A 24,374-nucleotide genomic window follows, 5' to 3' on the forward strand; every position below is an offset into this window, starting at 1 on the left:
GTGAGCGAACTCATTCGCGTACCTGACATCGGCAGCGGTGAAGGTGAAGTAATTGAACTGTTTGTGAAGGTCGGCGACCGTATCGAAGCCGACCAGAGCATCCTGACGCTTGAATCGGACAAGGCCAGCATGGAAGTGCCTGCGCCGAAGGCCGGTGTCATCAAGAGCCTGAAAGTGAAGCTGGGCGACCGCCTGAAAGAAGGCGACGAACTGCTGGAGCTGGAAGTCGAAGGCGCCGCTGCGGCACCTGAAGCGGCTGCTCCGACTGCTGCACCGGCGGCGGCTGAAAAACCTGCCGCTGCACCGGCTGCTGCGGCAGCTCCAGCTCCGGCTGCAGCGCCTGCCGCTGCCACGGTCCAGGACATTCATGTCCCGGACATCGGCTCGTCGGGCAAGGCCAAGATCATCGAAGTGCTGGTCAAGGTGGGCGACACCGTCGAAGCCGACCAGTCGCTGATCACCCTGGAATCCGACAAGGCCAGCATGGAAATCCCATCGCCGGCTGCCGGCGTGGTGGAAAGCATCGCGGTCAAGCTGGAAGATGAAGTGGGCACAGGCGATTTCATCCTCAAGCTGAAAGTAGCCGGTGCCGCCGCACCTGCCGCGCCAGCCCAAGCCGCTGCGCCTGCCGCCAAAGCTGAAGCCGCTCCGGCTCCGGCTGCCGCGCCAGCCGCCAAGGCCGAGGCTGCTCCGGTTGCCGCCGCGCCTGCGCCAAGCGGTGCCAAGGTGCACGCCGGCCCTGCGGTGCGTCAGCTGGCCCGTGAATTCGGTGTCGAGCTGTCCGCCGTCGGCCCAAGCGGCCCTCACGGTCGTGTGCTGAAAGAAGACGTGCAAGCCTACGTCAAGGCCATGATGCAGAAGGCCAAGAACGCACCGGCCGAAGGCGCCACTGGCGGCGCGGGCATTCCGCCGATCCCCGCGGTGGACTTCAGCCGCTTCGGCGAAACCGAAGAAGTGGCCATGACTCGCCTGATGCAGATCGGCGCGTCGAGCCTGCACCGCAGTTGGCTGAACATCCCGCACGTGACTCAGTTCGACCAGGCTGATATCACCGAGCTGGAAGCCTTCCGCGTCGCGCAGAAAGCCGTGGCGGAAAAGGCCGGCGTGAAGCTGACCGTACTGCCGCTGCTGCTCAAGGCCTGTGCGCACCTGCTCAAGGAACTGCCGGACTTCAACGCCTCCCTGGCCCCAAGCGGCAAGGCTGTGATCCGCAAGAAATACGTGCACATCGGCTTTGCCGTCGACACCCCGGAAGGCCTGCTGGTACCGGTCATCCGCAACGTCGACCAGAAGAGCCTGCTGCAACTGGCTGCCGAAGCCGCTGCCCTGGCCGAAAAAGCCCGGAACAAGAAGCTCACCGCCGACGACATGCAAGGCGCCTGCTTCACCATTTCCAGTCTCGGCCACATTGGCGGCACCGGCTTCACGCCGATCGTCAACGCGCCGGAAGTGGCGATCCTGGGTGTTTCCAAGGCCACCATCCAGCCTGTCTGGGACGGTAAAGCCTTCCAGCCGAAGCTGATGCTGCCACTGTCGCTGTCCTACGATCACCGTGTGATCAACGGCGCCGCCGCTGCACGCTTCACCAAGCGTCTGAGCGACCTGTTGGGCGACATCCGCACCATCCTGCTGTAACACCGGGCGGCCCTCCCTTGCGGAGGGTCATTCGGAGCACTGTTTTCCGAGCGCCACGCTCGTACCTCAACCCCGCCCGTTTGGCGGGGCTTTTTTTGCCTGGAATTCCAGCCTGGATGCTGGATGTGCCGGCCTCATCGCGAGCAAGCTCGCTCCCACAGGAGCAGCACAAGTCCTTTGTGGGAGCGAGCTTGCTCGCGATGACGGAAGGTCAGGCGGCGCGGCAACTTTCCTACCCCGCAAGTTTGAAATGACTACGCCCCCTGTTAGTCATTACCCACAACTTGCGCCCTCTCCTCGATCAATATTTATCCCGCATCGAGCTTTAGCATCAGAGCCTCATGGCAACTTGATGCTTGCCCCCACTACTGAAACTTCGAATGGATTCGAATATGTTCAAACCTACCGTTGGCCCCATTGTCGGCCACACGACAACGGACCACGCCCGGATATTCCTGCGGGGCGATCGCGGCAACAACCGGGTATTCGCCGGTATTCGCCACCGGCGCCAAGGCGATACACGCTGGTCGAAAGGGCACTTTGTCCAATTGAAGGCCTACCGCGACATGTCCGATGTCATCGTGTTGAAAGGCCTTCAACCCGACACCGCCTACGAGTACCAGGCCGGCTGGTTCAGCCCCCTGAGCCCGACCCATACCATGGAAACCGTCCAGGAACTGCCGCTGCAATGGCCCAGGAACACCTACTGCCTACGCACGCCGGCCAGCAAAACCGATGCGCCACGCGCTTACATCGTGGGCTCTTGTCGCTACTTGCGAATCGCCGCCGGCACCCCGTTGCTACCTGGGCTTGGGGACCGCACCTTTGCCGGTATCAACCGCATCGTGGCGCAGGCCGACCCACCGATCAGCGCGGTATTGATGACCGGCGATCAGGTTTATCTGGATGACCTGAATGTCATCGGACCGGACCGAACCTATCAGAACATCCTTTTCAGATACCGATCGGTATTTAGCCAGCCGCATATCCGCAAACTGATGTCTGGCACCCCTACCTACATGATCCTTGACGACCATGAGATCGAAGACAACTGGCCCGCCAGGAAAACCGTCAACGACGACGTTCTATACGCCAATGCCATGGGCGCTTATGGGCTTTATCAGGCCAGCCACGGGCCCGCCCATGAACTGTCGAGCGACGGAACATTACACAAGTCGTTAACCCGCTACTGGTACACCTTCACCCACGGCGATATCCAATGGTTCGTCACCGACAGTCGGACGCAACGCAACCTGTCGGCGCACGATCGGCGCATTCTCGACGAGGAACAGGAACAGTCCCTGCTCCAATGGCTCATCGACAGCCCCGCCCGGGTCAAACTCGTCGTGACCAGCGTCATGTTCTTCCCTGACAGCAGGCACGATGACGGCGACGCCTGGCAGGCCTTCCCGGAACAACGCCTGCGCCTGCTGGAAACCATACGCCGCCATCGGATCAAAAACGTGATTTTCGTCTCGGGCGATGTCCACGGCTCCATGACCAGCCGCCTGCGTCACAGCGCGGATCCTGATTTCGAGGTCAATACCGTCGTTTCCTCACCGTTCTACAACAGTAAATTGCTGCCTTTTGCGAAAGTCTCGGATTTTATTTTCCACAGCCCCATGGCCCGCACCAAAAGCGGTCAGTACCACTATGAACTGACCAGCAAAGTGGTGAGCCAGGACAACTTCGCCTGCCTGCATGTCACGGCCCAGAGCCTTCAAGTCACCTTCCACGACCGGGACGGCAACCCCTTGCAGGCGGTCGATATCCCACTGCAATGATCTTCCTTGCCCTCTGATCGGTCGGCGACTGGAGAAATCCTCTTGTCGGCCGATAAAGGGTTTATAGCACTTGGCCTTCATCTCTCTTGTCAGCCAGTGCCGCAATGATGCAACCTTGCGCCAATCCGTAATAACGAGGGCGTCAGCCCGGCGCGATCAGCATTTTCGAAGCGAGTTTCCCCATGAAAAGCCAACCCGATGCCGCCAGCCGTATGGCGGCCGAGGTAGTGACGCAGTTACCGGTGCCCTCGCGGCTCGGTATGCTGCGTTTCGAACGGCTGAATGAAGCAAGCTGGGCGCTGTTGTTCCTCGATCCCAACTGCGAGCGATACTTCGGCCTGCCGGCGGTAGAGCTGTGCTCGCTGGTCAGTGCGCCTTACGCCAGCTTGATGGAGCCCGAAGCACGCTATCAGTTGCACGATGCCATCCAGCAACAATTGGCCCAGGCCACGCATTACCAGATTCGCTACACGCTCCACACCGCCAAGGGTCCGATGAACGTGCTGGAGACGGGTGAGGCCTATAAGCAACACAATCGTCATCTGCTGCGCGGTTACCTGCTGGCGGTGGACGATTTGCTGCAAGGCGAACCCTCCGTGCCGGCCCTGGACCTGGAAACCCAGAATTCACGCCTGCAGATCGCCCTGGAACTGAACCAGCGCGCCCAGCAAGAGCAACTCCAGCACCTGGACCGGGTACGCGCCCAACAGGACTTGATCCTGCTGCTGACCCGTCAACGCTACAGCGCCAACAACTCCCTGCTCGAAGCCGCCGAACTGATCACCCGCAGCGCCTGCGACATCTACCAGATCGACTGCGCCAGCCTCTGGAATCTGGACGATGGCAAACTGGTTCCGATTTCCGCCTACAACCGCGCGTCCCAGGATTATTTCCTGCCGGCGGTGATCGACGCCAACGACTTTCCCGACTACATGGAAGCGCTGCAGACCAGCCGCGCCATTGACGCCCACAATGCGATACGCGACCCGCGCACCCGGGAAATGGCCGAGAGCCTGCGCGCCCGTGACGTCAATGCCATTCTCGACGCCAGCGTGCGTATCGACGGCCAGGTGGTGGGCGTGCTGTGCCTGGAGCAAGTAGGCGCCACCCGCGCCTGGCAGTCGGATGAAATCGCCTTTGCCGGCGAGCTCGCGGACCAGTTCGCCCAGGTCATCAACAACCATAATCGACGCATCGCCACCAGCGCCCTGCACTTGTTCCAGCGCGCCGTGGAGCAGAGCGCCAACGCGTTCCTGCTGGTCAATTGCGACGGCGTGGTGGAGTACGTCAACCCGAGCTTCACCGCGATCACCCAGTACACCACCGAAGAAGTCCACGGCCAACGCCTCTCGGAACTGCCGGCCCTGGAGAACCTCAGCGAACTGCTGTTCGACGCACCCTCGGCGCTGGCCCAGAGCAACAGTTGGCAGGGTGAGTTCAAGAGTCGGCGCAAGAACCTGGAGCCCTACTGGGGCCAGTTGTCGATTTCCAAGGTCTACGGCGACAACCGTGAGCTGACCCATTACATCGGCATCTACGAAGACATCACCCAGACCAAGCTGGCCCAGCAGCGCATCGAGCGCCTGGCGTACACCGACAACCTGACTAACCTGGGCAACCGTCCGGCGTTCATTCGCAACCTCGATGAACGCTTCGCCCGGGACAGTGATTCGCCCATCAGCCTGCTGCTGGTGGACATCGACAACTTCAAGCGCATCAACGACAGCCTCGGCCACCAGACCGGTGACAAACTGCTGATCAGCCTGGCCCGGCGCCTGCGCAACAGCTTGAGCCCCAGCGGCAGCCTGGCGCGATTTGCCAGTAACGAATTCGCGGTCCTGCTGGACGACACGAGCCTGGAGGCCGGGCAACAGATCGCCAGCCAGTTGCTGATGACCCTCGACAAACCCATGTTCGTCGATAACCAGTTGATCAGCGTGACCGGCTCCGTGGGCCTGGCCTGCGCGCCGCTGCACGGCCGCGATCCACAGACCCTGATGCGCAACGCCGGCCTCGCCCTGCACAAGGCCAAGGCCAACGGTAAGCACCAGGTCCAGGTGTTCACCGAAGCACTGAATGCCGAGGCCAGCTACAAGCTGTTCGTGGAAAACAACCTGCGTCGCGCCTTGACCCAGAACGAACTGGACGTGTTCTACCAGCCCAAGTTGTGCCTGCGCAGCGGCCGCCTGCTGGGCATGGAAGCGCTGCTGCGCTGGAACCATCCGGAAAAGGGCATGATCCGCCCGGACCAGTTCATCAGCGTGGCCGAAGAAACCGGCCTGATCATTCCCATCGGCAAATGGATCGCCCGCCAGGCTTGCCGCATGAGCAAACAGCTGACCGCAGCCGGCCTGGGTAACCTGCAAGTGGCGATCAATCTGTCACCCAAGCAGTTTTCCGACCCGGACCTGGTCGCCTCCATCGCCAGCATCCTCAAGGAGGAACAACTGCCGGCCCGGCTGCTGGAACTGGAGCTGACCGAAGGCCTGTTGCTGGAAGCCACCGAAGACACCCACTTGCAGCTCGACCAGCTCAAGCGCCTGGGGCTGACCCTGGCCATGGACGACTTCGGCACCGGTTATTCGTCCTTGAGCTACCTGAAGAAATTCCCGATCGACATCATCAAGATCGATCGCAGCTTCATCCACGAAATCCCGGACAACCAGGACGACATGGAAATCACCTCGGCGGTGATCGCCATGGCCCACAACCTGAAACTCAAGGTCGTGGCCGAAGGCATCGAAACCGCCCAGCAACTGGCGTTTCTGCGGCGCCACCGCTGCGACGTCGGCCAGGGCTACCTGTTCGACCGGCCAATCCCCGGCGCCGAGCTGGTCGAAAAGCTCAAGCGCTACCCGCGCGGGCCTCTGGTCTGACAGCTGCGTATAGCTTGCGGCGGCTTTTCTGAGGCACACTGACGGTCTATTTCGCTCAACTCAATCTGACTGAGAGGACTGATAAATGGTCTTGCGCTCGGAAATCCTGGTGAACAAAAACGTGCTCCCTACTCAAGAACAAGCCCTGCCTGGCCGTGAAACGCCGATGACCGTGCCGGAAAAACACTTCGTCCACGACGCGCCCCTGCTCGGCCCGTTTGCCATGGACGTGGATTTCGCGATCTTCGGCCTCGGCTGCTTCTGGGGCGCGGAGCGCAAGTTCTGGCAGCGCGAAGGCGTGGTCAGTACAGCGGTGGGTTACGCCGGCGGCTTCACGCCGAACCCGACGTATGAAGAAGTCTGTTCGGGTCTGACCGGCCACAGTGAAGTGGTACTGGTGGTCTATGAGCCGGCCAAAGTCAGCTACGAGCAGCTTCTGAAAATGTTCTGGGAACTGCACAACCCGACCCAGGGCATGCGCCAGGGGAATGACATCGGCACCCAGTACCGCTCGGTGATCTATGCCACCAACCCGGCTCAACTGGCGGCGGCCAAACACAGCGAGCAAGTATTCCAGGCCGAGTTGACCAAGGCAGGCAAAGGCACCATCACGACCGAAATCGAAGAAGCACCGACGGTCTACTTCGCCGAGGCTTACCACCAGCAGTACCTGGCGAAAAATCCTGAAGGCTATTGCGGGATTGGCGGTACGGGCGTGACCTGCCCGATCTGACTTTTAAACCCCAGACCCAGTGTGGAAGCTGAGCTTGTGGGAGCAAGGCTTGCCCGCGACGCGGCGGCACATTCAGCGTCGATGCAGCTGAACCACCGTCATCGCGAGCAAGCTCAGCTCCCACAGGGATTTGTGTCAATTGCAGTTCTGTGAACACCTCACATCCCATGTGGGAGCGAGCTTGCTCGCGATAGCGCCCTTCCAGACGCCAGCAAAACTCAGCTTTCAGCGATCAACCAATCCATCTGCCACCCACCCTGGGTCTGCCCCAGCTTTTTCGACAGCCACGGCAGCAGTTCACGCAACTCTTCCTCCAGCCCCCACGGCGGATTGGCAATCGCCAGGCCGGAGCCGTTCAGGCTGTTGGGCGTCGCCAGTGGATGCACCAGCAGCTCCACCCGCAACAGCTTCGGCGCGCCCGTGCCGGCCAGGTCCTGGTAGAAGCGGCGCAACATCCGCTGGTCCTTAACCGGGTACCAGATCGCGGCCACCGTCTGGCGCATCCGGCCAATGGCTTCCTTGAGGGAGGCGGCGCAGCGCTGCATCTCGTCCAGCTGTTCGAAGGGCGGATCGATCAGCATCAGGGCACGCTTCTCTGCCACCGGCAGCAGCGCCCGCGGCACATGCCAACCCTCACCCAGGTGGACCGCCACGCGACGGTCGCCTTTCATGTTGTCCTTGAGCAACACGCCGTCTTCAGGGTGTTTCTCATTGAGCAGCACACGGTCCTGCGAACGGGTCAGGCGCCGCGCCAACTCCGGCGAGCCCGGGTAGTAGCGCAACTGCCCGTCCGGGTTCATCTCGTGCAGCACCTTCATGTAATCGGCGGTCAGCGGCGGCAGATCGCTCTCGCCCCACAACCGCGCAATGCCTTCCAGGTACTCACCGGTACGGTTGGCCTGGTCACCCTGCAAGTCGTACAACCCGATGCCCGCGTGGGTATCGAGGTAGGCGAAGGGCTGCTCCTTGCGCGACATCAAGGCAATGAGGCGGGTCAAGGTCAGGTGTTTGAATACATCGGCGTGATTGCCGGCGTGGAAGGCGTGGCGATAATTCATGGCGGCTCCTGCGAAGGGCGACGAGTTTACCTCGAAGCGCGTCGGACGTCAGGGGTTCGCAGCCCGGCGGACAGGCCACCATCAGACCAGCTCTCGCAGCAAATACGCCTGCAATGGCGCCTTTTGCGCCTCAGTCGGCTCCGATCGCTCAAGAAAGTGGGCAATCTTGCAGCGCAGGACGCTGCCGTCGACCCGCTCGAACACATGCGGATGCTCTTCACCCAGCCAAGTGAGCACGTTGTCCAGCAGACAGTCCGTCGGGCCCTCGGTCATTGCGTCCAACAGTGCGACGGGCACTTGCCACCAGGGAAAAGCCTGGGCCGGCCGCTGGGCATTTCCCACGACCTCAAGGGATTGCCCATTGATCAGACAGCGCTTGATGACCGGCAAGACTTGCCCGGCCTCCACCGCCGTCGATTGCAGGATCGGCCGCATGAAGCGCCCATCCCAAAAACGCAGGAAGACCGGCTTGCCACCGGGCAACAGCACCTGCGTGAGCCCGCGCAAGTGTTCGACAAGGATTTCCTGGCTCACGCACGAAACCGCCAGCCAACCCCAATCGAGGGAGTCGGTGGCGGCTATCCAATCAACAAACCCACTGTCTGCGCTGACCAGCCCTACATAGGGCATGACCGCTTCCCACTCGGCGTACGGCGTGTCGGCCCAGATCGGGCTGGCGACCGAGTTCATCGAGCGCCTCCAGGCCGACAACACCCCGGCGCTACTGGCATTGCTGAAAATGGCGAAAAGTTGCTCGGAGGCCTGCAAGGGGTGGTCCTCAAGCCAGGCGCGGGGAGATTGATCGCTGTTCATGGACGCCCCCGGACATCGATAGATTTGTGAACGACCGGCGGCACTGCACAAGCGCCACTCCTGCAACGCTCGCACTCCTCACAGAACGGCGCCGAACCTTGGAAACTGAGAGTCTGCGCAAGGGAAAGCGCGGGCGCCGCCGCAGCGACCAGCTTCTCGGCGCTGCCTGGAGAGCCGGATGCCGCGCTCATGACCGCCATCGGCGCCCCACCGACCTCGAGGGGTACGCTGCTGGAAATCCCCCCGGCACCGATGTTGATCCAATGGCCGCCGGCCTGAAGGGTCACGCTCGCGCCCCCGTCCAAGACTACCTGCTGGCCGGCGCTGACATGAAACTGCTGGCTGGCATTCAGGACCTGGCTGGTGACACGAATATGCCGCTCGCCGCTCACCAGCAGATGATCGTCCTGCCGCACTTCTGTCCGGCGTTGACCGTGGGTAAGGCGCTGCTCATCGGCCTTGAGCTCGTGCCGTGCCGCACCGGCGACAACGATGCTGCGCTCGTGATCGACCTGCACCCGCTGGTCATGCAGCACATGCTGGGTCCAGTTGCGCTGGGCCCGCAGGTAGATCTCCTCGGCGCCCTTGCGATCCTCGATGCGCAATTCGTTGTAGCCTGCCCCGCCGGGGCTGCTCTGGCTGCGCCACACGCTGCGGGTCTTGTCCGCAGGCAGGTCCAGCGGCACCGGGTTGGCGCCGTTGGGCAGACACCCGACGACCAACGGCTTGTCCACGTCGCCATCGATGAACCCCACCAAGACTTCCATCCCGACCCGGGGGATCATCACTGCGCCATAGCGATCGTGAGCCCAACCAGAGGCCACGCGCAGCCAGCAGCTGGAATGCTCGTCGCATTGTCCGTCGCGATCCCAGACCAGTTGCACCTTGACCCGTCCGAACTCATCGCAATGGATCTCGCTGTCCACCGGCCCGGTCACCACCGCCGACTGATAACCATGGGCACGGGGCTTTTCGTGATGCAAAGGTGGCCGAAAGAACACGTCCCATGGCGTGGCAAGAAAGGTATTTTTGTAGCCCTGGAATTCATCCGGGCCAGCGGCTGTTTCTTCCAGCACCTGCGGTTGACGGCCATGATGGTCGATCTGCGTCAGGAGCCAGAGATCATTCCACGGTTCCCGGGGATGCTCCTTGATGCGCATGAAATGTCCGCTGACCAGGGCGCTTTCATTGCTGCCGCCTTCTGCCACGCAGTGGTCGGCGCCGTGGCGCTCAAGGGCGCGTCGGGTCAGATGCTTGCCGTCGTCACGGGCGCAGAAACCACCGGGATAGTGATAGTCCTCGAGCACAGGGCGCTGTCGATTGTCGAGTTGGGTTTGCAGTAACAAACCGGGCCTGCGGAAGTCGTAGTCGCGCAACGTCACGGCAGTGGTACGGGTCTGGAGCCGCACTGCCAGGCGCTTGATGGCCGGCTCGTCGGCGGCCATGCCGCTGTCCGGCAGGTATAGCGTCGACTCAGGCAGGCGGTGAAACACCGTCTGGTCGTCACCGAATACCAGCAGATGACCGTCAGGGCGGTGCCTGAAGTGATAATGGATGCCGACTTCGGCGCAGATCCGCTCGATGAAGGCCAGGTCGCTTTCGCCATACTGCACACAATACTCGCGCTCGGGGTATTGCCCGCCCAGCGTGAACTGGCAGGCATCCGCCAGGATCCCGTGATCCTTCAACACCCGGGCAACGATATCGGGCACGTTCAGGTGCTGGAAAACTCGCTGGTTGATGCGATGGCGCAAGTAGGCCAGGCGGGGCACCAGGCTGATCTGATAACGGGTCAGGCGTTTGCCCGAATCCCCCTGGGCCACGCTATAGACCTGACCGTGTATGCCACGGTCCCAATCATCGAACCCCAGAAATGCCTGGCGATGCAGGAGCTCTTCCAGCGCCAGGTCAGACCGCTCGCTGACCAGTTCCAGGTCAAAGCGATAGGGCTGGCTGATGGCTTCCTTGCCCTTGAACTCAAGCACCTTGAGTTCATTCGGCCCGCTGTCGAGCGTCAGCGTGAAACGTGGTTGGTTGGCAGGCGGGAACATCCAATGTGCCTCTGCTGAGTGGAGGCGGGCGATTCTGCACGAGCGATAGGGGGAGTGGATTGGAGGTCAGGAAAAACAGATTTGCCTTACAGCCAATGAGCTAAAAGCGGCAAGACGTGATGCATTTTCCGATAGACATTCGTGGCATCGCGGCCAACCGCAACCATCCCACGAATGAATCAGCCGTTTCCTGCAACACGGCGGATCTCGGCGCCGTAACAGCCGTGATAACGTGTGCTGGTCGCAAAAAAAGCAAAGGATGCACGGCATGACGACACGTTACGCAAAGATCGCAATGACCCTGGCGCTCGCCGCATTCGCCTTCCTGACGGTGTTCAATAACATCACGGACTACAGCTCCAACTTCAATTTCGTCCATCACGTACTGAGTATGGATACCACCTTTCCCGACAACGCCGCCCGGTATCGGGCCATCGATCAACCGTGGATGTGGCACGGGGCCTATTGGCTGATTATTCTCGGCGAAGCGATGACGGCAGGGTTGCTGGGCTACGGCGCACTGGAACTGTGGCTGGCACGCCAAGCCGAGGCCGCGGTTTTCGCCCGTGCCAAGCGCTGGGCCGTTGCCGGCCTGACGGTGGGTTTCTTCGTCTGGTTCTTTGGTTTCATGGTGGTCGGTGGCGAGTGGTTCCTGATGTGGCAATCAGAAATCTGGAATGGCCAGGACGCTGCGTTCAGGTTCTATATGGCGATTTTGGGGGTGTTGATCTTTCTCAACCAACCTGACGCCAATCCGGACTGAGCCCCATGAAAAAACGGCCCGCCTCCATTGGAGACGGGCCGTTTTTATGCAAGTCGTCCTGCGAGCCATCAAGGCCCCGCCGAAGGCCTTACTGGTTCAGGCGAAAATCTTTTTCCGCCGCGTCGAAGCGCTGCAGCATACCGGCGGTAGGCGAGCCCGCCTTGCTGACCAGGTAGATAGCCAGGCTGGCGAAGATGAAGCCTGGGATGATTTCGTACAGCCCCAGCAACGCGAAATGCTTCCAGACGATCACGGTGATCGCACCCACCAGGATGCCGGCGAGCGCGCCATTGCGGGTCATGTTCTTCCAGATCACGGAGATCAGGACAACCGGGCCGAAGGCGGCACCAAAACCGGCCCAGGCGTAGCTCACCAGGCCCAGTACACGGTTTTCCGGGTTGGCGGCCAGGGCGATGGCGACCAAGGCCACCAGCAGCACCATGGCGCGGCCGACCCAGACCAGTTCCAGCTGGGAAGCGCCCTTGCGCAGGAAGGTTTTGTAGAAGTCTTCGGTCAGGGCACTGGAGCACACCAGCAACTGGCAGCTCAGGGTACTCATCACCGCCGCCAGGATGGCCGACAGCAACACACCGGCAACCCATGGGTTGAACAGTATTTTCGCCAGCTCGATGAACACCCGCTCAGGGTTCTCGGTCACGGGACCGGCCACGTCAGGGTGCGCCGAGAAGTAAGCGATACCGAAGAAGCCCACGGCCACGGTGCCGCCCAGGCAGAGGATCATCCAAGTCATGGAAATGCGACGAGCCTTGGCGATCGACTTGACCGAATCCGCCGCCATGAAGCGCGCCAGGATGTGCGGTTGGCCGAAGTAGCCCAGGCCCCAGCCCATCAGCGAGATGATGCCGATGAAGGTGGTGTTTTTCAGCATGTCGAACGACGTAGGATCTTTTGCTTCGATAGCCAGGAACGTGGTGTCCACACCACCGGTAGCCAGCAGCACGATGATCGGCGTGAGGATCAGCGCAAAGATCATCAGGGTGGCTTGTACGGTGTCGGTCCAGCTCACGGCCAGGAAACCACCGACGAAGGTGTAGGCGATGGTCGCCGCAGCACCGGCCCATAGCGCCGTCTCGTAGGACATGCCGAAGGTGCTTTCGAACAGACGGGCGCCGGCAACGATGCCGGAAGCGCAATAGATGGTGAAGAACACCAGGATCACCACCGCAGAGATGATCCGCAGCACACCGCTCTTGTCTTCGAAACGGCTGGAGAAGTAGTCCGGCAGCGTCAGTGCGTCACCGTTGTGCTCGGTCTGTACCCGCAGGCGACCGGCCACGAACAACCAGTTCAGGTAGGCACCGGCGATCAGGCCGATGGCGATCCAGCTTTCCGACAGGCCGGACATGTAGATCGCACCAGGCAAACCCATCAACAACCAGCCGCTCATGTCGGAAGCGCCGGCAGACAGTGCCGTCACGACGCTGCCCAGGCTACGACCGCCCAGGATGTAATCGGAAAGGTTATTGGTGGAGCGGTAAGCCATCAGACCGATCAGGACCATGGCTGCGATATAGATCACGAAAGTGATCAAGGTGGGATTACTAACACTCATGAGTTACGCCCTGGCTTTGTTTTTATGTAGCGGTGGCAGTTTAAAGCGTCGACAACACAGACGTTGTAGCGACGATTTACAGTCCCGCGAATTTATGACTGATGTTTCCCCAGGAAAGCCATCAGCCGATGCCCCTCGGCTTTTGAACCGGTTGCACCTTGGCCGCGAATGCTATTCAACAAATCAAATAAGGTGCAACCAGTTTCGTTCGAATAAGTTGCACCTGATCGGTTTTATCGCCAAATCTGTGTTTTTTGCTCCCTTTTAGTGCAGTTCCCAGCACCCAGCTAGAAGCCAAAGCACTAAGCCAGTGCAGGATCAACCGGGCAATATTTGCTTCCGGATGAGCTGCCTGTCATTTCGAGAAAAAAAAGGGTTGCACCCGGTTGCACCTCAATCATCGCGCAGCTAATCTTGCCGCCAGCTGATGCCACGCGATACGTGGTAAACATGAGGATAAAAATATGGCTACCACCACCCTTGGGGTCAAACTCGACGACCCGACCCGCGAACGCCTCAAGGCGGCCGCAACCTCGATTGATCGCACGCCGCACTGGCTGATCAAGCAGGCAATTTTCAATTACCTGGAAAAACTCGAGGGTGGTGCAACCCTGACCGAGCTGAACGGCTCACCTCGCACCGACAGCGACGATGCTGGCGATGTGCAGGTCGACCATGCTCACCAATGCTTCCTCGAATTTGCCGAGAGCATCCTGCCGCAATCGGTCCTGCGCGCCTCCATCACGGCCGCTTACCGCCGCCCTGAGCCGGAAGTGGTGCCGATGCTGATCGAGCAGGCCCGCCTGCCGGCACAAATGGCCGAAGCCACCAACAAACTGGCTGCTTCGATTGCTGAAAAACTGCGCAACCAGAAAAGTGCCGGCGGCCGTGCCGGTATCGTTCAGGGTTTGCTGCAGGAATTTTCCCTGTCGTCCCAGGAAGGCGTAGCACTGATGTGCCTGGCCGAGGCGCTGCTGCGCATCCCGGACAAAGGCACCCGTGACGCGCTGATCCGCGACAAGATCAGCACCGGCAACTGGCAGCCACACTTGGGCAACAGCCCGTCGCTGTTCGTCAACGCCGCCACGTGGGGCCTGCTGCTGACCGGCAAGCTGGTCGCTACCCATAACGAAGCGGGCCTGACCTCTTCCCTGAGCCGCATCATCGGCAAGAGCGGCGAGCCGATGATCCGCAAGGGCGTCGACATGGCCATGCGCCTGATGGGCGAGCAGTTCGTCACCGGCGAAACCATCGCCGAGGCCCTGGCCAACGCCAGCAAGTTCGAAGCCAAAGGCTTCCGCTATTCCTACGACATGCTGGGTGAAGCCGCACTCACCGAACATGATGCGCAGAAGTACCTGGCCTCGTACGAACAAGCCATTCATTCGATCGGCAAAGCGTCCCATGGCCGTGGGATTTATGAAGGCCCAGGCATTTCCATCAAGCTGTCCGCCCTGCACCCACGTTACAGCCGCGCCCAGTACGAGCGCGTCATGGACGAGCTGTACCCACGCCTGCTGTCGCTGACCCTGCTGGCCAAGCAATACGACATCGGCCTGAACATCGACGCCGAAGAGGCCGACCGCCTCGAACTGTCGCTGGATCTGCTGGAGCGCCTGTGCTTCGAGCCGCAACTGACCGGCTGGAACGGCATCGGCTTCGTGATCCAGGCCTACCAGAAGCGTTGCCCGTACGTGATCGACTACGTCATCGACCTGGCACGCCGTAGCCGCCACCGGTTGATGATTCGCCTGGTAAAAGGCGCGTACTGGGACAGCGAAATCAAGCGCGCCCAAGTCGAAGGCCTGGAAGGCTATCCGGTCTATACCCGCAAGGTGTACACCGACGTGTCCTACATCGCTTGCGCCCGCAAGCTGCTGTCGGTGCCGGAAGTCATCTACCCGCAGTTCGCCACGCACAACGCCCATACCCTGGCAGCCATCTACCACATCGCCGGTCAGAACTATTATCCGGGCCAGTACGAATTCCAGTGCCTACATGGCATGGGTGAACCGCTGTACGAACAGGTTGTAGGCAAGGTTTCCGAAGGCAAGCTGAACCGTCCGTGCCGTGTGTACGCTCCGGTCGGCACCCACGAGACACTGCTGGCGTACCTGGTACGTCGCCTGCTGGAAAACGGCGCGAACACTTCGTTCGTCAACCGTATCGCCGACCAGTCCATCTCGATTCAGGAGCTGGTGGCCGATCCAGTGGCCAGCATCGAGCAGATGGCGACGCTGGAAGGCGGTTTCGGCCTGCCGCACCCGCGCATCCCACTGCCGCGCGACCTGTATGGCAGCGACCGCGCCAACTCCAGCGGCATCGACCTGGCCAACGAACATCGTTTGGCGTCGCTGTCCTGCGCCCTGCTTGCCACTGCCCATAACGATTGGACAGCCGTGCCGATGCTCGGCTGTGCCGCCAGCGAAGAAGCCCCGGCCCCGGTACTGAACCCGTCCGATCACCGCGACGTGGTTGGTCATGTACAGGAAGCCACGGTCGTCGACGTCGACAACGCCATCCAGTGCGCCCTCAACGCCGCACCGATCTGGCAAGCCACGCCGCCAGCCGAGCGCGCCGCGATCCTCGAACGTGCCGCCGACCTGATGGAAGGCGAGATCCAGCCGCTGATGGGCCTGTTGGCCCGCGAAGCCGGCAAGACCTTCGCCAACGCCATCGCCGAAGTGCGTGAAGCCGTGGACTTCCTGCGCTACTACGCGGTGCAGGCGCGCAACGATTTCACCAACGATGCCCACCGCCCACTGGGTCCGGTGGTCTGCATCAGCCCGTGGAACTTCCCGCTGGCGATTTTCAGCGGCCAGGTCGCCGCTGCCCTGGCCGCCGGCAACCCGGTATTGGCCAAGCCCGCCGAGCAGACGCCATTGGTGGCTGCCCAGGCTGTGCGCCTGATGCTCGAAGCCGGCATTCCGGAAGGCGTGCTGCAACTGCTGCCGGGGCGCGGCGAAACCGTCGGCGCCCGCCTGGTGGGTGACGAGCGGGTCAAAGGCGTGATGTTCACCGGCTCCACCGAAGTCGCTCGCCTGCTGCAACGCAACATCGCCGGTCGCCTGGACAACCAGGGCCGGCCGATCCCGCTGATCGCCGAAACCGGCGGCCAGAACGCCATGATCGTCGATTCCTCGGCGCTGACCGAACAAGTAGTCATCGACGTGGTGTCGTCGGCCTTCGACAGTGCCGGCCAGCGTTGCTCGGCCCTGCGGGTCCTGTGCCTGCAGGAAGATTCCGCCGACCGTGTCATCGAAATGCTCAAGGGCGCCATGGCCGAATCGCGCCTCGGCAACCCCGAGCGCCTGTCCGTGGACATCGGCCCGGTGATCGACGCCGAAGCCAAGGCCGGCATCGAGAAACACATCCAGGCCATGCGCGACAAAGGTCGCACCGTGTACCAGATGGCAATCGCCGACAGCGACGAGTGCAAGCGCGGCACCTTTGTCATGCCAACCCTGATCGAACTGGAAAGCTTCGACGAACTGCAGCGCGAGATCTTCGGCCCGGTGTTGCACGTGGTCCGCTACAAGCGCAAGGAACTGGATCAGTTGATCAACCAGATCAACGCTTCCGGCTACGGCCTGACCCTGGGCGTGCACACGCGCATCGACGAGACCATCGCCAAGGTCATCGACAACGTGCATGCGGGCAACGTCTACGTGAACCGCAACATTGTCGGTGCTGTGGTCGGCGTGCAGCCGTTTGGCGGCGAAGGCCTGTCGGGGACCGGTCCCAAGGCCGGTGGTCCGCTGTACCTGTACCGCCTGCTGTCGACACGTCCTACCGATGCGATCCAGCAATCCTTCGTCCGTGGCGATGCCCTGGTGGCGCCGGACCTGCGTTTGCGCGAGGCCATGGGTAAACCGCTGGCCGCGCTGCAAGCCTGGGCCGACAGCCAGAAGCTCGCCGAACTGAGTGCCGTGTGCGTGCAATTCGCAGCCCAGTCGCAAAGCGGTATTACCCGGACCCTGACCGGCCCGACCGGCGAGCGCAACAGCTACGCCATCCTGCCGCGCGAGCACGTGTTGTGCCTGGCCGACGTGGAAGGCGACCTGCTGACGCAACTGGCGGCCGTACTGGCCGTGGGCGGCTCGGCCGTGTGGCCGGAAACCGACACCAGCAAGGCGTTGTTTGCACGCTTGCCGAAAGACCTGCAGGCACGCATCCAGCGGGTGGCCGACTGGACCAAGGACGAGGTGCTGTTCGACGCGGTCCTGCACCACGGCGATTCGGACCAACTGCGCGGCGTTTGCCAACAGGTAGCCAAGCGCGCCGGCGCCATCGTCGGGGTCCATGGCCTGTCCCAGGGCGAAACCAGCGTGGCGCTGGAGCGCCTGGTGATCGAGCGGGCCTTGAGCGTCAACACCGCGGCGGCGGGTGGTAACGCCAGCTTGATGACTATCGGCTAAACCGCTGTAGACCAGGCACCTGCAACGGGTGCCTGGCAATCCAATCCCTGTGTGCGAGCCTTGCTCCCACAAAGCCTGATCCCACAGAGCTTGCTCCCACATTGGAATTAGTGCCGCCCTCACCTCTGCATCACTATCATCAATCATCCTGTTCAGCCTTTATCAGCACGCCTAGACTCGGCCCATCCCAAAAAAAGGTAAGCCGCCATGTCCGAGACGCTGCTCAGTTCCCGCAATCTGGCTTTCGAGCTGTATGAAGTCCTCGATGCCGAGGGTCTGACCCAGCGCGAGCGGTTTGCCGAGCACAATCGCGAAACCTTCGACGCCGCCATCGGTACGGCCCGCAGCATCGCCGAGAAATTTTTCGCACCCCACAACCGCAAGAATGATGAAAACGAACCGCGCTACGAGAACGGCGAGGCGATTCTGATTCCCGAGGTAAAACCGGCGGTGGACGCCTTCCTCGAGGCGGGGTTTCTCAACGCCGCACGCAGCTTCGAGGCAGGCGGCATGCAACTGCCGACGTTGCTGTCCCAGGCCTGCTTCGCGCACTTCCAGTCGGCCAACGCCGCTTCGACCTCTTATCCGTTCCTGACCATGGGCGCGGCGAACCTGATCGAGAGTTTCGGCAGCGAGGAGCAGAAGCAACGCTTCCTGCAACCGATGATCGACGGTCGTTTCTTCGGCACCATGGCCCTGACCGAGCCCCATGCAGGCTCTTCGCTGTCGGATATTCGTACGCGCGCGGAGCCTGCATCCGACGGCACCTATCGACTCAAAGGCAACAAGATCTTCATTTCCGGCGGCGATCATCCGTTGTCGGAAAACATCGTGCACATGGTCCTGGCGAAACTGCCGGACGCGCCGCCGGGCGTGAAAGGCATTTCGCTGTTTATCGTGCCCAAGTTCCTGGTCAACGACGACGGCAGCCTCGGCCAGCGTAACGACGTGCTGTTGGCCGGGCTATTCCACAAGATGGGCTGGCGCGGCACGACCTCCACCGCGCTGAACTTCGGCGACAACGGCGAATGTGTCGGTTACCTCGTAGGCAAACCGCACCACGGCCTGAGCTACATGTTCCAGATGATGAACGAGGCGCGGATCGGCGTCGGCATGGGCGCGGTGATGCTGGGTTATGCCGGCTACCTGTATTCCCTGGAATACGCCCGCGAACGCCCGCAGGGCCGGGTGCCCGACAGCAAGGACCCGACCACCGCCCCCGTGGCGATCATCCAGCACGCCGACGTGCGCCGCATGCTGCTGACCCAGAAGGCCTACGTCGAAGGGTCGTTTGACCTGGGCCTGTACGCGGCGCGCTTGTTCGACGACACCACCACCCTGGACAGCGAAGCCGAGCGTCGGCGCGCCCATGAGTTGCTGGACCTGCTGACCCCGATCGTCAAATCCTGGCCCTCTGAGTTCTGCCTGAAGGCCAACGAGCTGGCGATCCAGATTCTGGGGGGCCACGGCTACACCCGCGAATACCCGGTGGAGCAGTATTACCGCGACAACCGCCTGAACCCGATCCATGAAGGCACCCACGGCATCCAGTCCCTGGACCTGCTGGGGCGCAAACTGGCGCAGAACGGCGGTGCCGGGCTCAAGCAATTGATCCGGCTGGTGGCCGACACCACCGAACGCGCCCAGGCGCACGCTTCACTGACGCCGTTGCGCCAGCCGCTGGAAGCGCTGGTGGCGCGCCTGCAAACAGTCACCCTCGGCCTGCTGACGGACCTGGGCCAAGGCAAGGTCAACACCAGCCTCGCCAACTCGGCGCTGTACCTGAAGGTGTTTGGGCACATGGTGATCGGTTGGCGCTGGCTGGAACAGGCGATTCGTGCCGAAGAAGGCCTGGCCAAGGGCAATGCCGCGGACAGCGATTTCTATAAAGGCAAGCTGCAAGCGGCGCGCTACTTCCTGACTTGGGAAGTGCCGGGTTGTCATCATGAGCTGGCGATTCTTGAGGCGCGGGATGATACGTGCCTGGGGATGCGGGATGAGTGGTTCTGAGCCAGCGTTTGTGGTGCGGCTGACGTCCAATCGCGAGCAAGCTCGCTCCCACAGGGGGGCCACGTGGACGCGAAATCTGCGTTCACCACCAATCCACTGTGGGAGCGAGCTTGCTCGCGATAGCGGTGTTTCAGCCAACACACGGGTAACTGTGCTGACGCCTTCGCGAGCAAGCTCGCTCCCACAGTCAACCCTTGCTGGCGGTTTCAGGCCTGCTGGATCGTCTTGGCAATCACATCGACCGTGGCGCTGACTTGCTCTTGGTAACGGTCGAGTTCCGCTTGATGTTGCTTCTGCATTTCCATCTGCTGCGAACACAGGTTCATGGCCGCCAGTACCAGCAGGCGATCACCGATCAGCGTCGGGTATTTCCTTTTCGTGTCGGCCAGTGCGGCCTTGAGCATCGAAGCGGCGTCCAACAGGGCCTGTTCCTGCCCGGCCGGCGCTTTGATTGAATAGTCTTCTCCCAGGATCGAGATGACTGTCACCCCATCGGCGCCGTGCTTCATGCGCTGACAGGCCCGGCGCTGGCGCGCTCGATCAGGGCCTGGATGCGGGCGGCCGTAGCGCCGTGCAGTTCTTCCTGCTCCATCAGGCTCAGTTGCAGGCTTTCGTTTTCATCCTTGGCCTTGGCAAGTTCCGCGCCCAGGGTTTCGTTCAGGCCGGTGAGGTGACGGTTCTGTTGCACCAGGTCGTTGACCAGTTGCTCGAGCTGGCTGAGGGATGTTTCCAACATATTGATTTCCAGGCGTTTTCAAGGGGCGCGTACGATAAAGAAAAGTCACCGTCAATGCCACGGTTTACGGGGCGGCGGTGCGTTTCCGGCGAGTTTTAGAGACTGCGATTCGGGAATCTGGTTCCTACCCTTCGTCGCATCGCACGTGATGCCCTGCGAACAAAAGCGCGCGTCGCCCTCAAGACTTTAGTCGTATGACCGATAAGTCAGGGCACAGCAGTTTCAGCCCCGCACGGACGCGGCTACTTCCGGTACTTTCCATGTCTCTACGTAATATGAACATCGCGCCTCGGGCATTCCTTGGGTTTGCCCTGATCGGCGCCCTGATGCTCGCCCTCGGGGTGTTTGCCCTGACCCAGATGAGCAAAATCCGTGATTCGGGTGAAAGCATCGCCCAGAACAGCGTACCCAGCATCAAGGCCCTGAACGAGTTCACCCAACTGACACTGCGCCTGCGCGTGCTGTCCTATCGCTTGCTGGTCAACCGCGAATCGGACCTCCAGCAGAAAACACTGGACCTGTTCGAGCAGCGCAACCAGCAGATCCGCGCGGCCCAGGCCGCCTATGAAAAGCTTATCAGTGCCCCGGAAGAACGGGCCGCCTACGACCAGTATGGGCAATTGCTGGGGCAGTACCGCCAGCTCGAAGATCAGATGAAAAGCCTGTCGCGCAACAATCAGGTTGATGAACTGCGGACGCTGATCAACACCAAGGTGTTAAGCAACTCCGATGCGATCAACGCTGTGCTCGACCGCCTGATAGACATCAACAACCAGCAAGCCGAGACCCTCAACCAGGGCGCAGCGCAACAATATTCAACCGCCTTCAATTGGGTTGTCACACTGCTGGTCATCGCCACCGGCCTGACCCTGCTGTTCGCCTGGCTGCTGACCAACAGCATTACCAAGCCGATTGCCAACGCCCTGGACGCCGCCGAGGAAATCGCCAAGGGCAACCTGACCCGTCCGATTGCCGTCGATGGCAGCGACGAAGCCGGTCGCCTGCTGCGGGCAATGTCGACCATGCAGGACAAACTGCGCGACACCTTGCAGCGGATCTCCGGCTCGGCCACGCAACTGGCCTCCGCGGCCGAAGAACTCAACAGTGTCACCGACGAAAGTGCCCGTGGCCTGACCCAGCAGAACAACGAAATCGAGCAGGCCGCCACCGCGGTCAACGAGATGACCAGCGCCGTGGAAGAGGTCGCGCGCAATGCGGTGAGCACCTCCGAAGCGTCGAAAAACGCCACCACCTCCGCAGGTGACGGCCGTGATCTGGTACAGGAAACCGTCAGCGCCATCGAACGCATGAGCGCCGATGTGCAAAGCACTGCCACGTTGATCGGCAACCTGGCCAATGAGTCCCGCGACATCGGCAAGGTGCTGGACGTGATCCGCGGCCTGGCCGACCAGACCAACCTGCTGGCGTTGAACGCCGCCATCGAAGCCGCCCGTGCCGGTGAGGCCGGTCGTGGTTTTGCCGTGGTCGCCGACGAAGTCCGCGCCCTGGCCCACCGCACCCAACAGTCGACCAGCGAGATCGAACGCATGATCGGCAGCATCCAGAGCGGCACCGAACACGCTGTGGATTCGATGCGCAACAGCACCGAACGCGCGGAGTCGACGCTGAACATCGCCCGCGGCGCCGGCATGTCCCTGGACACGATCAACACCGCCATCGTCGAGATCAACGAACGCAACCTGGTGATCGCCAGCGCCGCCGAAGAGCAGGCCCAAGTGGCCCGTGAAGTGGACCGCAACCTGGTGAACATCCGCGACCTGTCGGTGCAATCGGCCACCGGCGCCAACCAGACCAGCGCCGCCAGTGCCGAACTGTCGCGCCTGGCCGTGGACCTCAACAGCATGGTTGGGCGGTTCAGCCTTTAACGTCTCACCGCCGATCGTTCCCACGCTCTGCGTGGGAATGCAGCCGGGGACGCTCCGCGTCCCCAAGAGCCGAACGCGGAGCGTCCGTAGATGCATTCCCACGCAGAGCGTGGGAACGAGCGGAGCGTCCGTCGAGGCATCCCCACGCGGAGCGTGGGAACGATCAGCTCCATCCATTCCAACCTTTTTTGACAGCATCACATTTCAACAGGTTAGAATCGCTGGCACGCAGACTGCATGGTCAATCTGCGCCCGTCCCCCAGTTTTCCCGGAGTAACGCCTTTGACTGCGACGACCATCAACAGCCTGTTCTTGATCGGCGCGTTGCTGGTAGGTGCGAGCATCCTGGTGAGTTCTCTTTCGTCCCGCCTGGGCATCCCGATCCTGGTGATCATCCTGGCCGTGGGCATGGTGGCCGGTGTCGACGGCGCCGGTATTCTTTTCGATAACTACGCCACGGCTTATCTGGTTGGTAACCTCGCATTGGCGGTCATCCTGTTGGACGGTGGTTTGCGCACGCGGGTGTCGAGCTTTCGCGTCGCACTGTGGCCGGCGTTGTCGCTGGCCACGGTCGGTGTATTGATCACCACCGGTCTGACCGGCCTGGCGGCGGCGTGGCTGTTCAACCTGAACCTGATCCAGGGCCTGCTGATCGGCGCCATTGTCGGTTCCACCGATGCCGCGGCGGTGTTCTCGCTGCTGGGCGGCAAGGGCCTGAACGAACGGGTCAGCGCCACCCTCGAGATCGAGTCCGGCAGCAACGACCCCATGGCAGTGTTCCTGACCGTGACCCTGATCGGCATGCTCGCCAGTGGCGAAACCGGCCTGCATTGGAGCCTGCTGGGGCATCTGATACGCGAGTTTGGTATCGGCGCGGTGCTTGGCCTGGGCGGTGGCTGGCTGATGTTGCAACTGGTCAATCGCATCAACCTGGCCAACGGCCTTTACCCGATCCTGGTCATCAGCGGCGGCCTGGCGGTATTCGCCTTGACCAACGCCCTGCACGGCAGCGGCTTCCTCGCGGTGTACCTGTGCGGCCTGGTGGTCGGCAACCGCCCGGTGCGCAGTCGCCACGGCATCCTGCATATGCTCGATGGCATGGCCTGGCTGGCACAGATCGGCATGTTCCTGGTGTTGGGGTTGCTGGTCACGCCCCACGACCTGCTGCCCATCGCCCTGCCCGCCCTGGGCCTGGCGTTGTGGATGATTCTGTTTGCACGTCCGCTGTCGGTCGTGGTCGGCCTGCTGCCATTCAAGGCATTCCACGGTCGCGAAAAAGCTTTTATCTCCTGGGTCGGCCTGCGCGGCGCGGTGCCGATCATCCTCGCGGTGTTCCCGTTGATGGCCGGCCTGCCTCACGCCCAGCTCTATTTCAACCTGGCGTTCTTTATCGTGCTGGTCTCGCTGTTGGTGCAGGGCACCAGCCTGCCGTGGGTCGCCAAGTTGCTGCACGTGACCGTCCCGCCCGAGCCGCTGCCGATTTCCCGGGCGGCGCTGGAAGTCCACGTCACCAGCGAGTGGGAGTTGTTCATCTATCGCCTGGGCGCGGAAAAATGGTGCATCGGCTCGCCCCTGCGGGACCTGAAAATGCCCGAAGGCACACGCATCGCCGCCCTGTTTCGTGGCCAGCAACTGCTCCATCCGTCGGGTAGTACCGTGCTGGAAGTCAATGATTTGCTGTGTGTTATCGGCCATGAACACGACTTGCCGGCCCTTGGAAAACTGTTCAGCCAAGCGCCGCAACGGGGCCTGGATCTGCGTTTCTTCGGCGACTTCGTACTCGAAGGAGACGCCCAGCTGGCAGCGGTTGCGGCGCTGTACGGACTGAAACTGGACGGCATCGATCCCGACATGTCCCTGGGCCGCTTCATTGCCCAGAAAGTCGGTGGCGCGCCGGTGGTCGGCGACCAGGTGGATTGGAACAACACCCTGTGGACCGTCGCGGTCATGGACGGGAACAAGATCGCCAAAGTGGGCGTCAGATTCCCCGAAGGAAGTCGCCCGGGTCCCGGCTTGTTCCTCTAAACTGCTCCCACTC

The 24,374-nt window shown here is 61.8% G+C and carries 15 protein-coding genes; 9 read left to right on the forward strand and 6 right to left on the reverse strand.

Annotation, left to right across the window (positions count from 1 at the left end; translation table 11 throughout):
• The 4 genes from aceF (at nt 1) to msrA (ending at nt 7,028) form a co-directional block, all read left to right on the forward strand.
• Nucleotides 1-1,635 carry a dihydrolipoyllysine-residue acetyltransferase gene (gene aceF / locus AB4Z20_RS21830; protein WP_442090578.1) on the forward strand — a complete coding sequence of 545 codons (1,635 nt, stop codon included), beginning with the start codon at nt 1-3 and terminating at the stop codon, nt 1,633-1,635.
• A gap of 392 nt (nt 1,636-2,027) precedes the next feature.
• Complete coding sequence (locus AB4Z20_RS21835) at nt 2,028-3,419, forward strand: alkaline phosphatase D family protein (protein ID WP_442090579.1); 1,392 nt, start codon at nt 2,028-2,030, stop codon at nt 3,417-3,419.
• 182 nt (nt 3,420-3,601) lie between these two features.
• A complete protein-coding gene (locus AB4Z20_RS21840; RefSeq protein WP_320389809.1) occupies nt 3,602-6,295 on the forward strand; it encodes a putative bifunctional diguanylate cyclase/phosphodiesterase in 2,694 nt (897 codons plus the stop codon).
• An 85-nt stretch (nt 6,296-6,380) separates the two neighbouring features.
• A complete protein-coding gene (gene msrA / locus AB4Z20_RS21845) occupies nt 6,381-7,028 on the forward strand; it encodes a peptide-methionine (S)-S-oxide reductase MsrA (protein ID WP_214511502.1) in 648 nt (215 codons plus the stop codon).
• Nucleotides 7,029-7,246: 218 nt separating this feature from the next.
• Here msrA and AB4Z20_RS21850 read toward each other — a convergent pair whose 3' ends face one another.
• From AB4Z20_RS21850 to AB4Z20_RS21860, 3 genes are all read right to left on the reverse strand, one after another.
• On the reverse strand, nt 7,247-8,086 hold the full coding sequence (locus AB4Z20_RS21850; protein ID WP_003197086.1) for a 23S rRNA (adenine(2030)-N(6))-methyltransferase RlmJ: 840 nt from the start codon (nt 8,084-8,086) through the stop codon (nt 7,247-7,249).
• An 81-nt stretch (nt 8,087-8,167) separates the two neighbouring features.
• Entirely contained in the window at nt 8,168-8,899 is a 732-nt protein-coding gene (locus AB4Z20_RS21855) for a DUF4123 domain-containing protein (protein WP_253471181.1), read from the reverse strand.
• Nucleotides 8,896-10,950, reverse strand: a complete 2,055-nt coding sequence (locus tag AB4Z20_RS21860; protein WP_258690246.1) for a type VI secretion system Vgr family protein — start codon at nt 10,948-10,950, stop codon at nt 8,896-8,898. Before AB4Z20_RS21860 ends, AB4Z20_RS21855 begins: the two co-directional genes overlap by 4 nt.
• Nucleotides 10,951-11,218: 268 nt before the next feature.
• Between AB4Z20_RS21860 and AB4Z20_RS21865 the strand changes: the two genes are divergently transcribed.
• Complete coding sequence (locus tag AB4Z20_RS21865) at nt 11,219-11,713, forward strand: DUF2165 family protein (RefSeq protein ID WP_043042997.1); 495 nt, start codon at nt 11,219-11,221, stop codon at nt 11,711-11,713.
• An 88-nt stretch (nt 11,714-11,801) separates the two neighbouring features.
• Here the strand turns inward: AB4Z20_RS21865 and putP are convergent, their stop codons facing one another.
• On the reverse strand, nt 11,802-13,286 hold the full coding sequence (gene putP / locus AB4Z20_RS21870) for a sodium/proline symporter PutP (RefSeq protein ID WP_253471177.1): 1,485 nt from the start codon (nt 13,284-13,286) through the stop codon (nt 11,802-11,804).
• Nucleotides 13,287-13,750: 464 nt separating this feature from the next.
• On the opposite strand from putP, the gene putA reads away from it, so the two are divergent.
• Nucleotides 13,751-17,704: a trifunctional transcriptional regulator/proline dehydrogenase/L-glutamate gamma-semialdehyde dehydrogenase gene (putA, locus tag AB4Z20_RS21875; RefSeq protein WP_253471175.1), complete on the forward strand. Its 3,954-nt coding sequence runs from the start codon at nt 13,751-13,753 to the stop codon at nt 17,702-17,704.
• A 207-nt stretch (nt 17,705-17,911) separates the two neighbouring features.
• Nucleotides 17,912-19,714: an acyl-CoA dehydrogenase gene (locus AB4Z20_RS21880; protein WP_320389806.1), complete on the forward strand. Its 1,803-nt coding sequence runs from the start codon at nt 17,912-17,914 to the stop codon at nt 19,712-19,714.
• Nucleotides 19,715-19,920: 206 nt separating this feature from the next.
• Here AB4Z20_RS21880 and AB4Z20_RS21885 read toward each other — a convergent pair whose 3' ends face one another.
• Both AB4Z20_RS21885 and AB4Z20_RS21890 read right to left on the reverse strand, forming a co-directional pair.
• The gene (locus tag AB4Z20_RS21885) at nt 19,921-20,223 is read right to left on the reverse strand and encodes a cell division protein ZapA (RefSeq protein WP_003197073.1); all 303 of its coding nucleotides are present in this window, start codon (nt 20,221-20,223) and stop codon (nt 19,921-19,923) included.
• Entirely contained in the window at nt 20,220-20,450 is a 231-nt protein-coding gene (locus tag AB4Z20_RS21890) for a hypothetical protein (protein ID WP_253471171.1), read from the reverse strand. Before AB4Z20_RS21890 ends, AB4Z20_RS21885 begins: the two co-directional genes overlap by 4 nt.
• Nucleotides 20,451-20,710: 260 nt before the next feature.
• Here AB4Z20_RS21890 and AB4Z20_RS21895 point away from each other — a divergent pair, with 260 nt between their 5' ends.
• Together AB4Z20_RS21895 and AB4Z20_RS21900 are read left to right on the forward strand one after the other, a co-directional pair.
• On the forward strand, nt 20,711-22,336 hold the full coding sequence (locus AB4Z20_RS21895; RefSeq protein ID WP_253471168.1) for a methyl-accepting chemotaxis protein: 1,626 nt from the start codon (nt 20,711-20,713) through the stop codon (nt 22,334-22,336).
• Nucleotides 22,337-22,618: 282 nt separating this feature from the next.
• Entirely contained in the window at nt 22,619-24,361 is a 1,743-nt protein-coding gene (locus AB4Z20_RS21900; protein WP_442090580.1) for a potassium/proton antiporter, read from the forward strand.
• The last annotated feature ends 13 nt before the right edge of the window (nt 24,362-24,374 follow it).

The organism is Pseudomonas sp. KB_12 (genome assembly GCF_052114545.1).
Classification (GTDB): Bacteria; Pseudomonadota; Gammaproteobacteria; order Pseudomonadales; family Pseudomonadaceae; genus Aquipseudomonas; species Aquipseudomonas brassicacearum.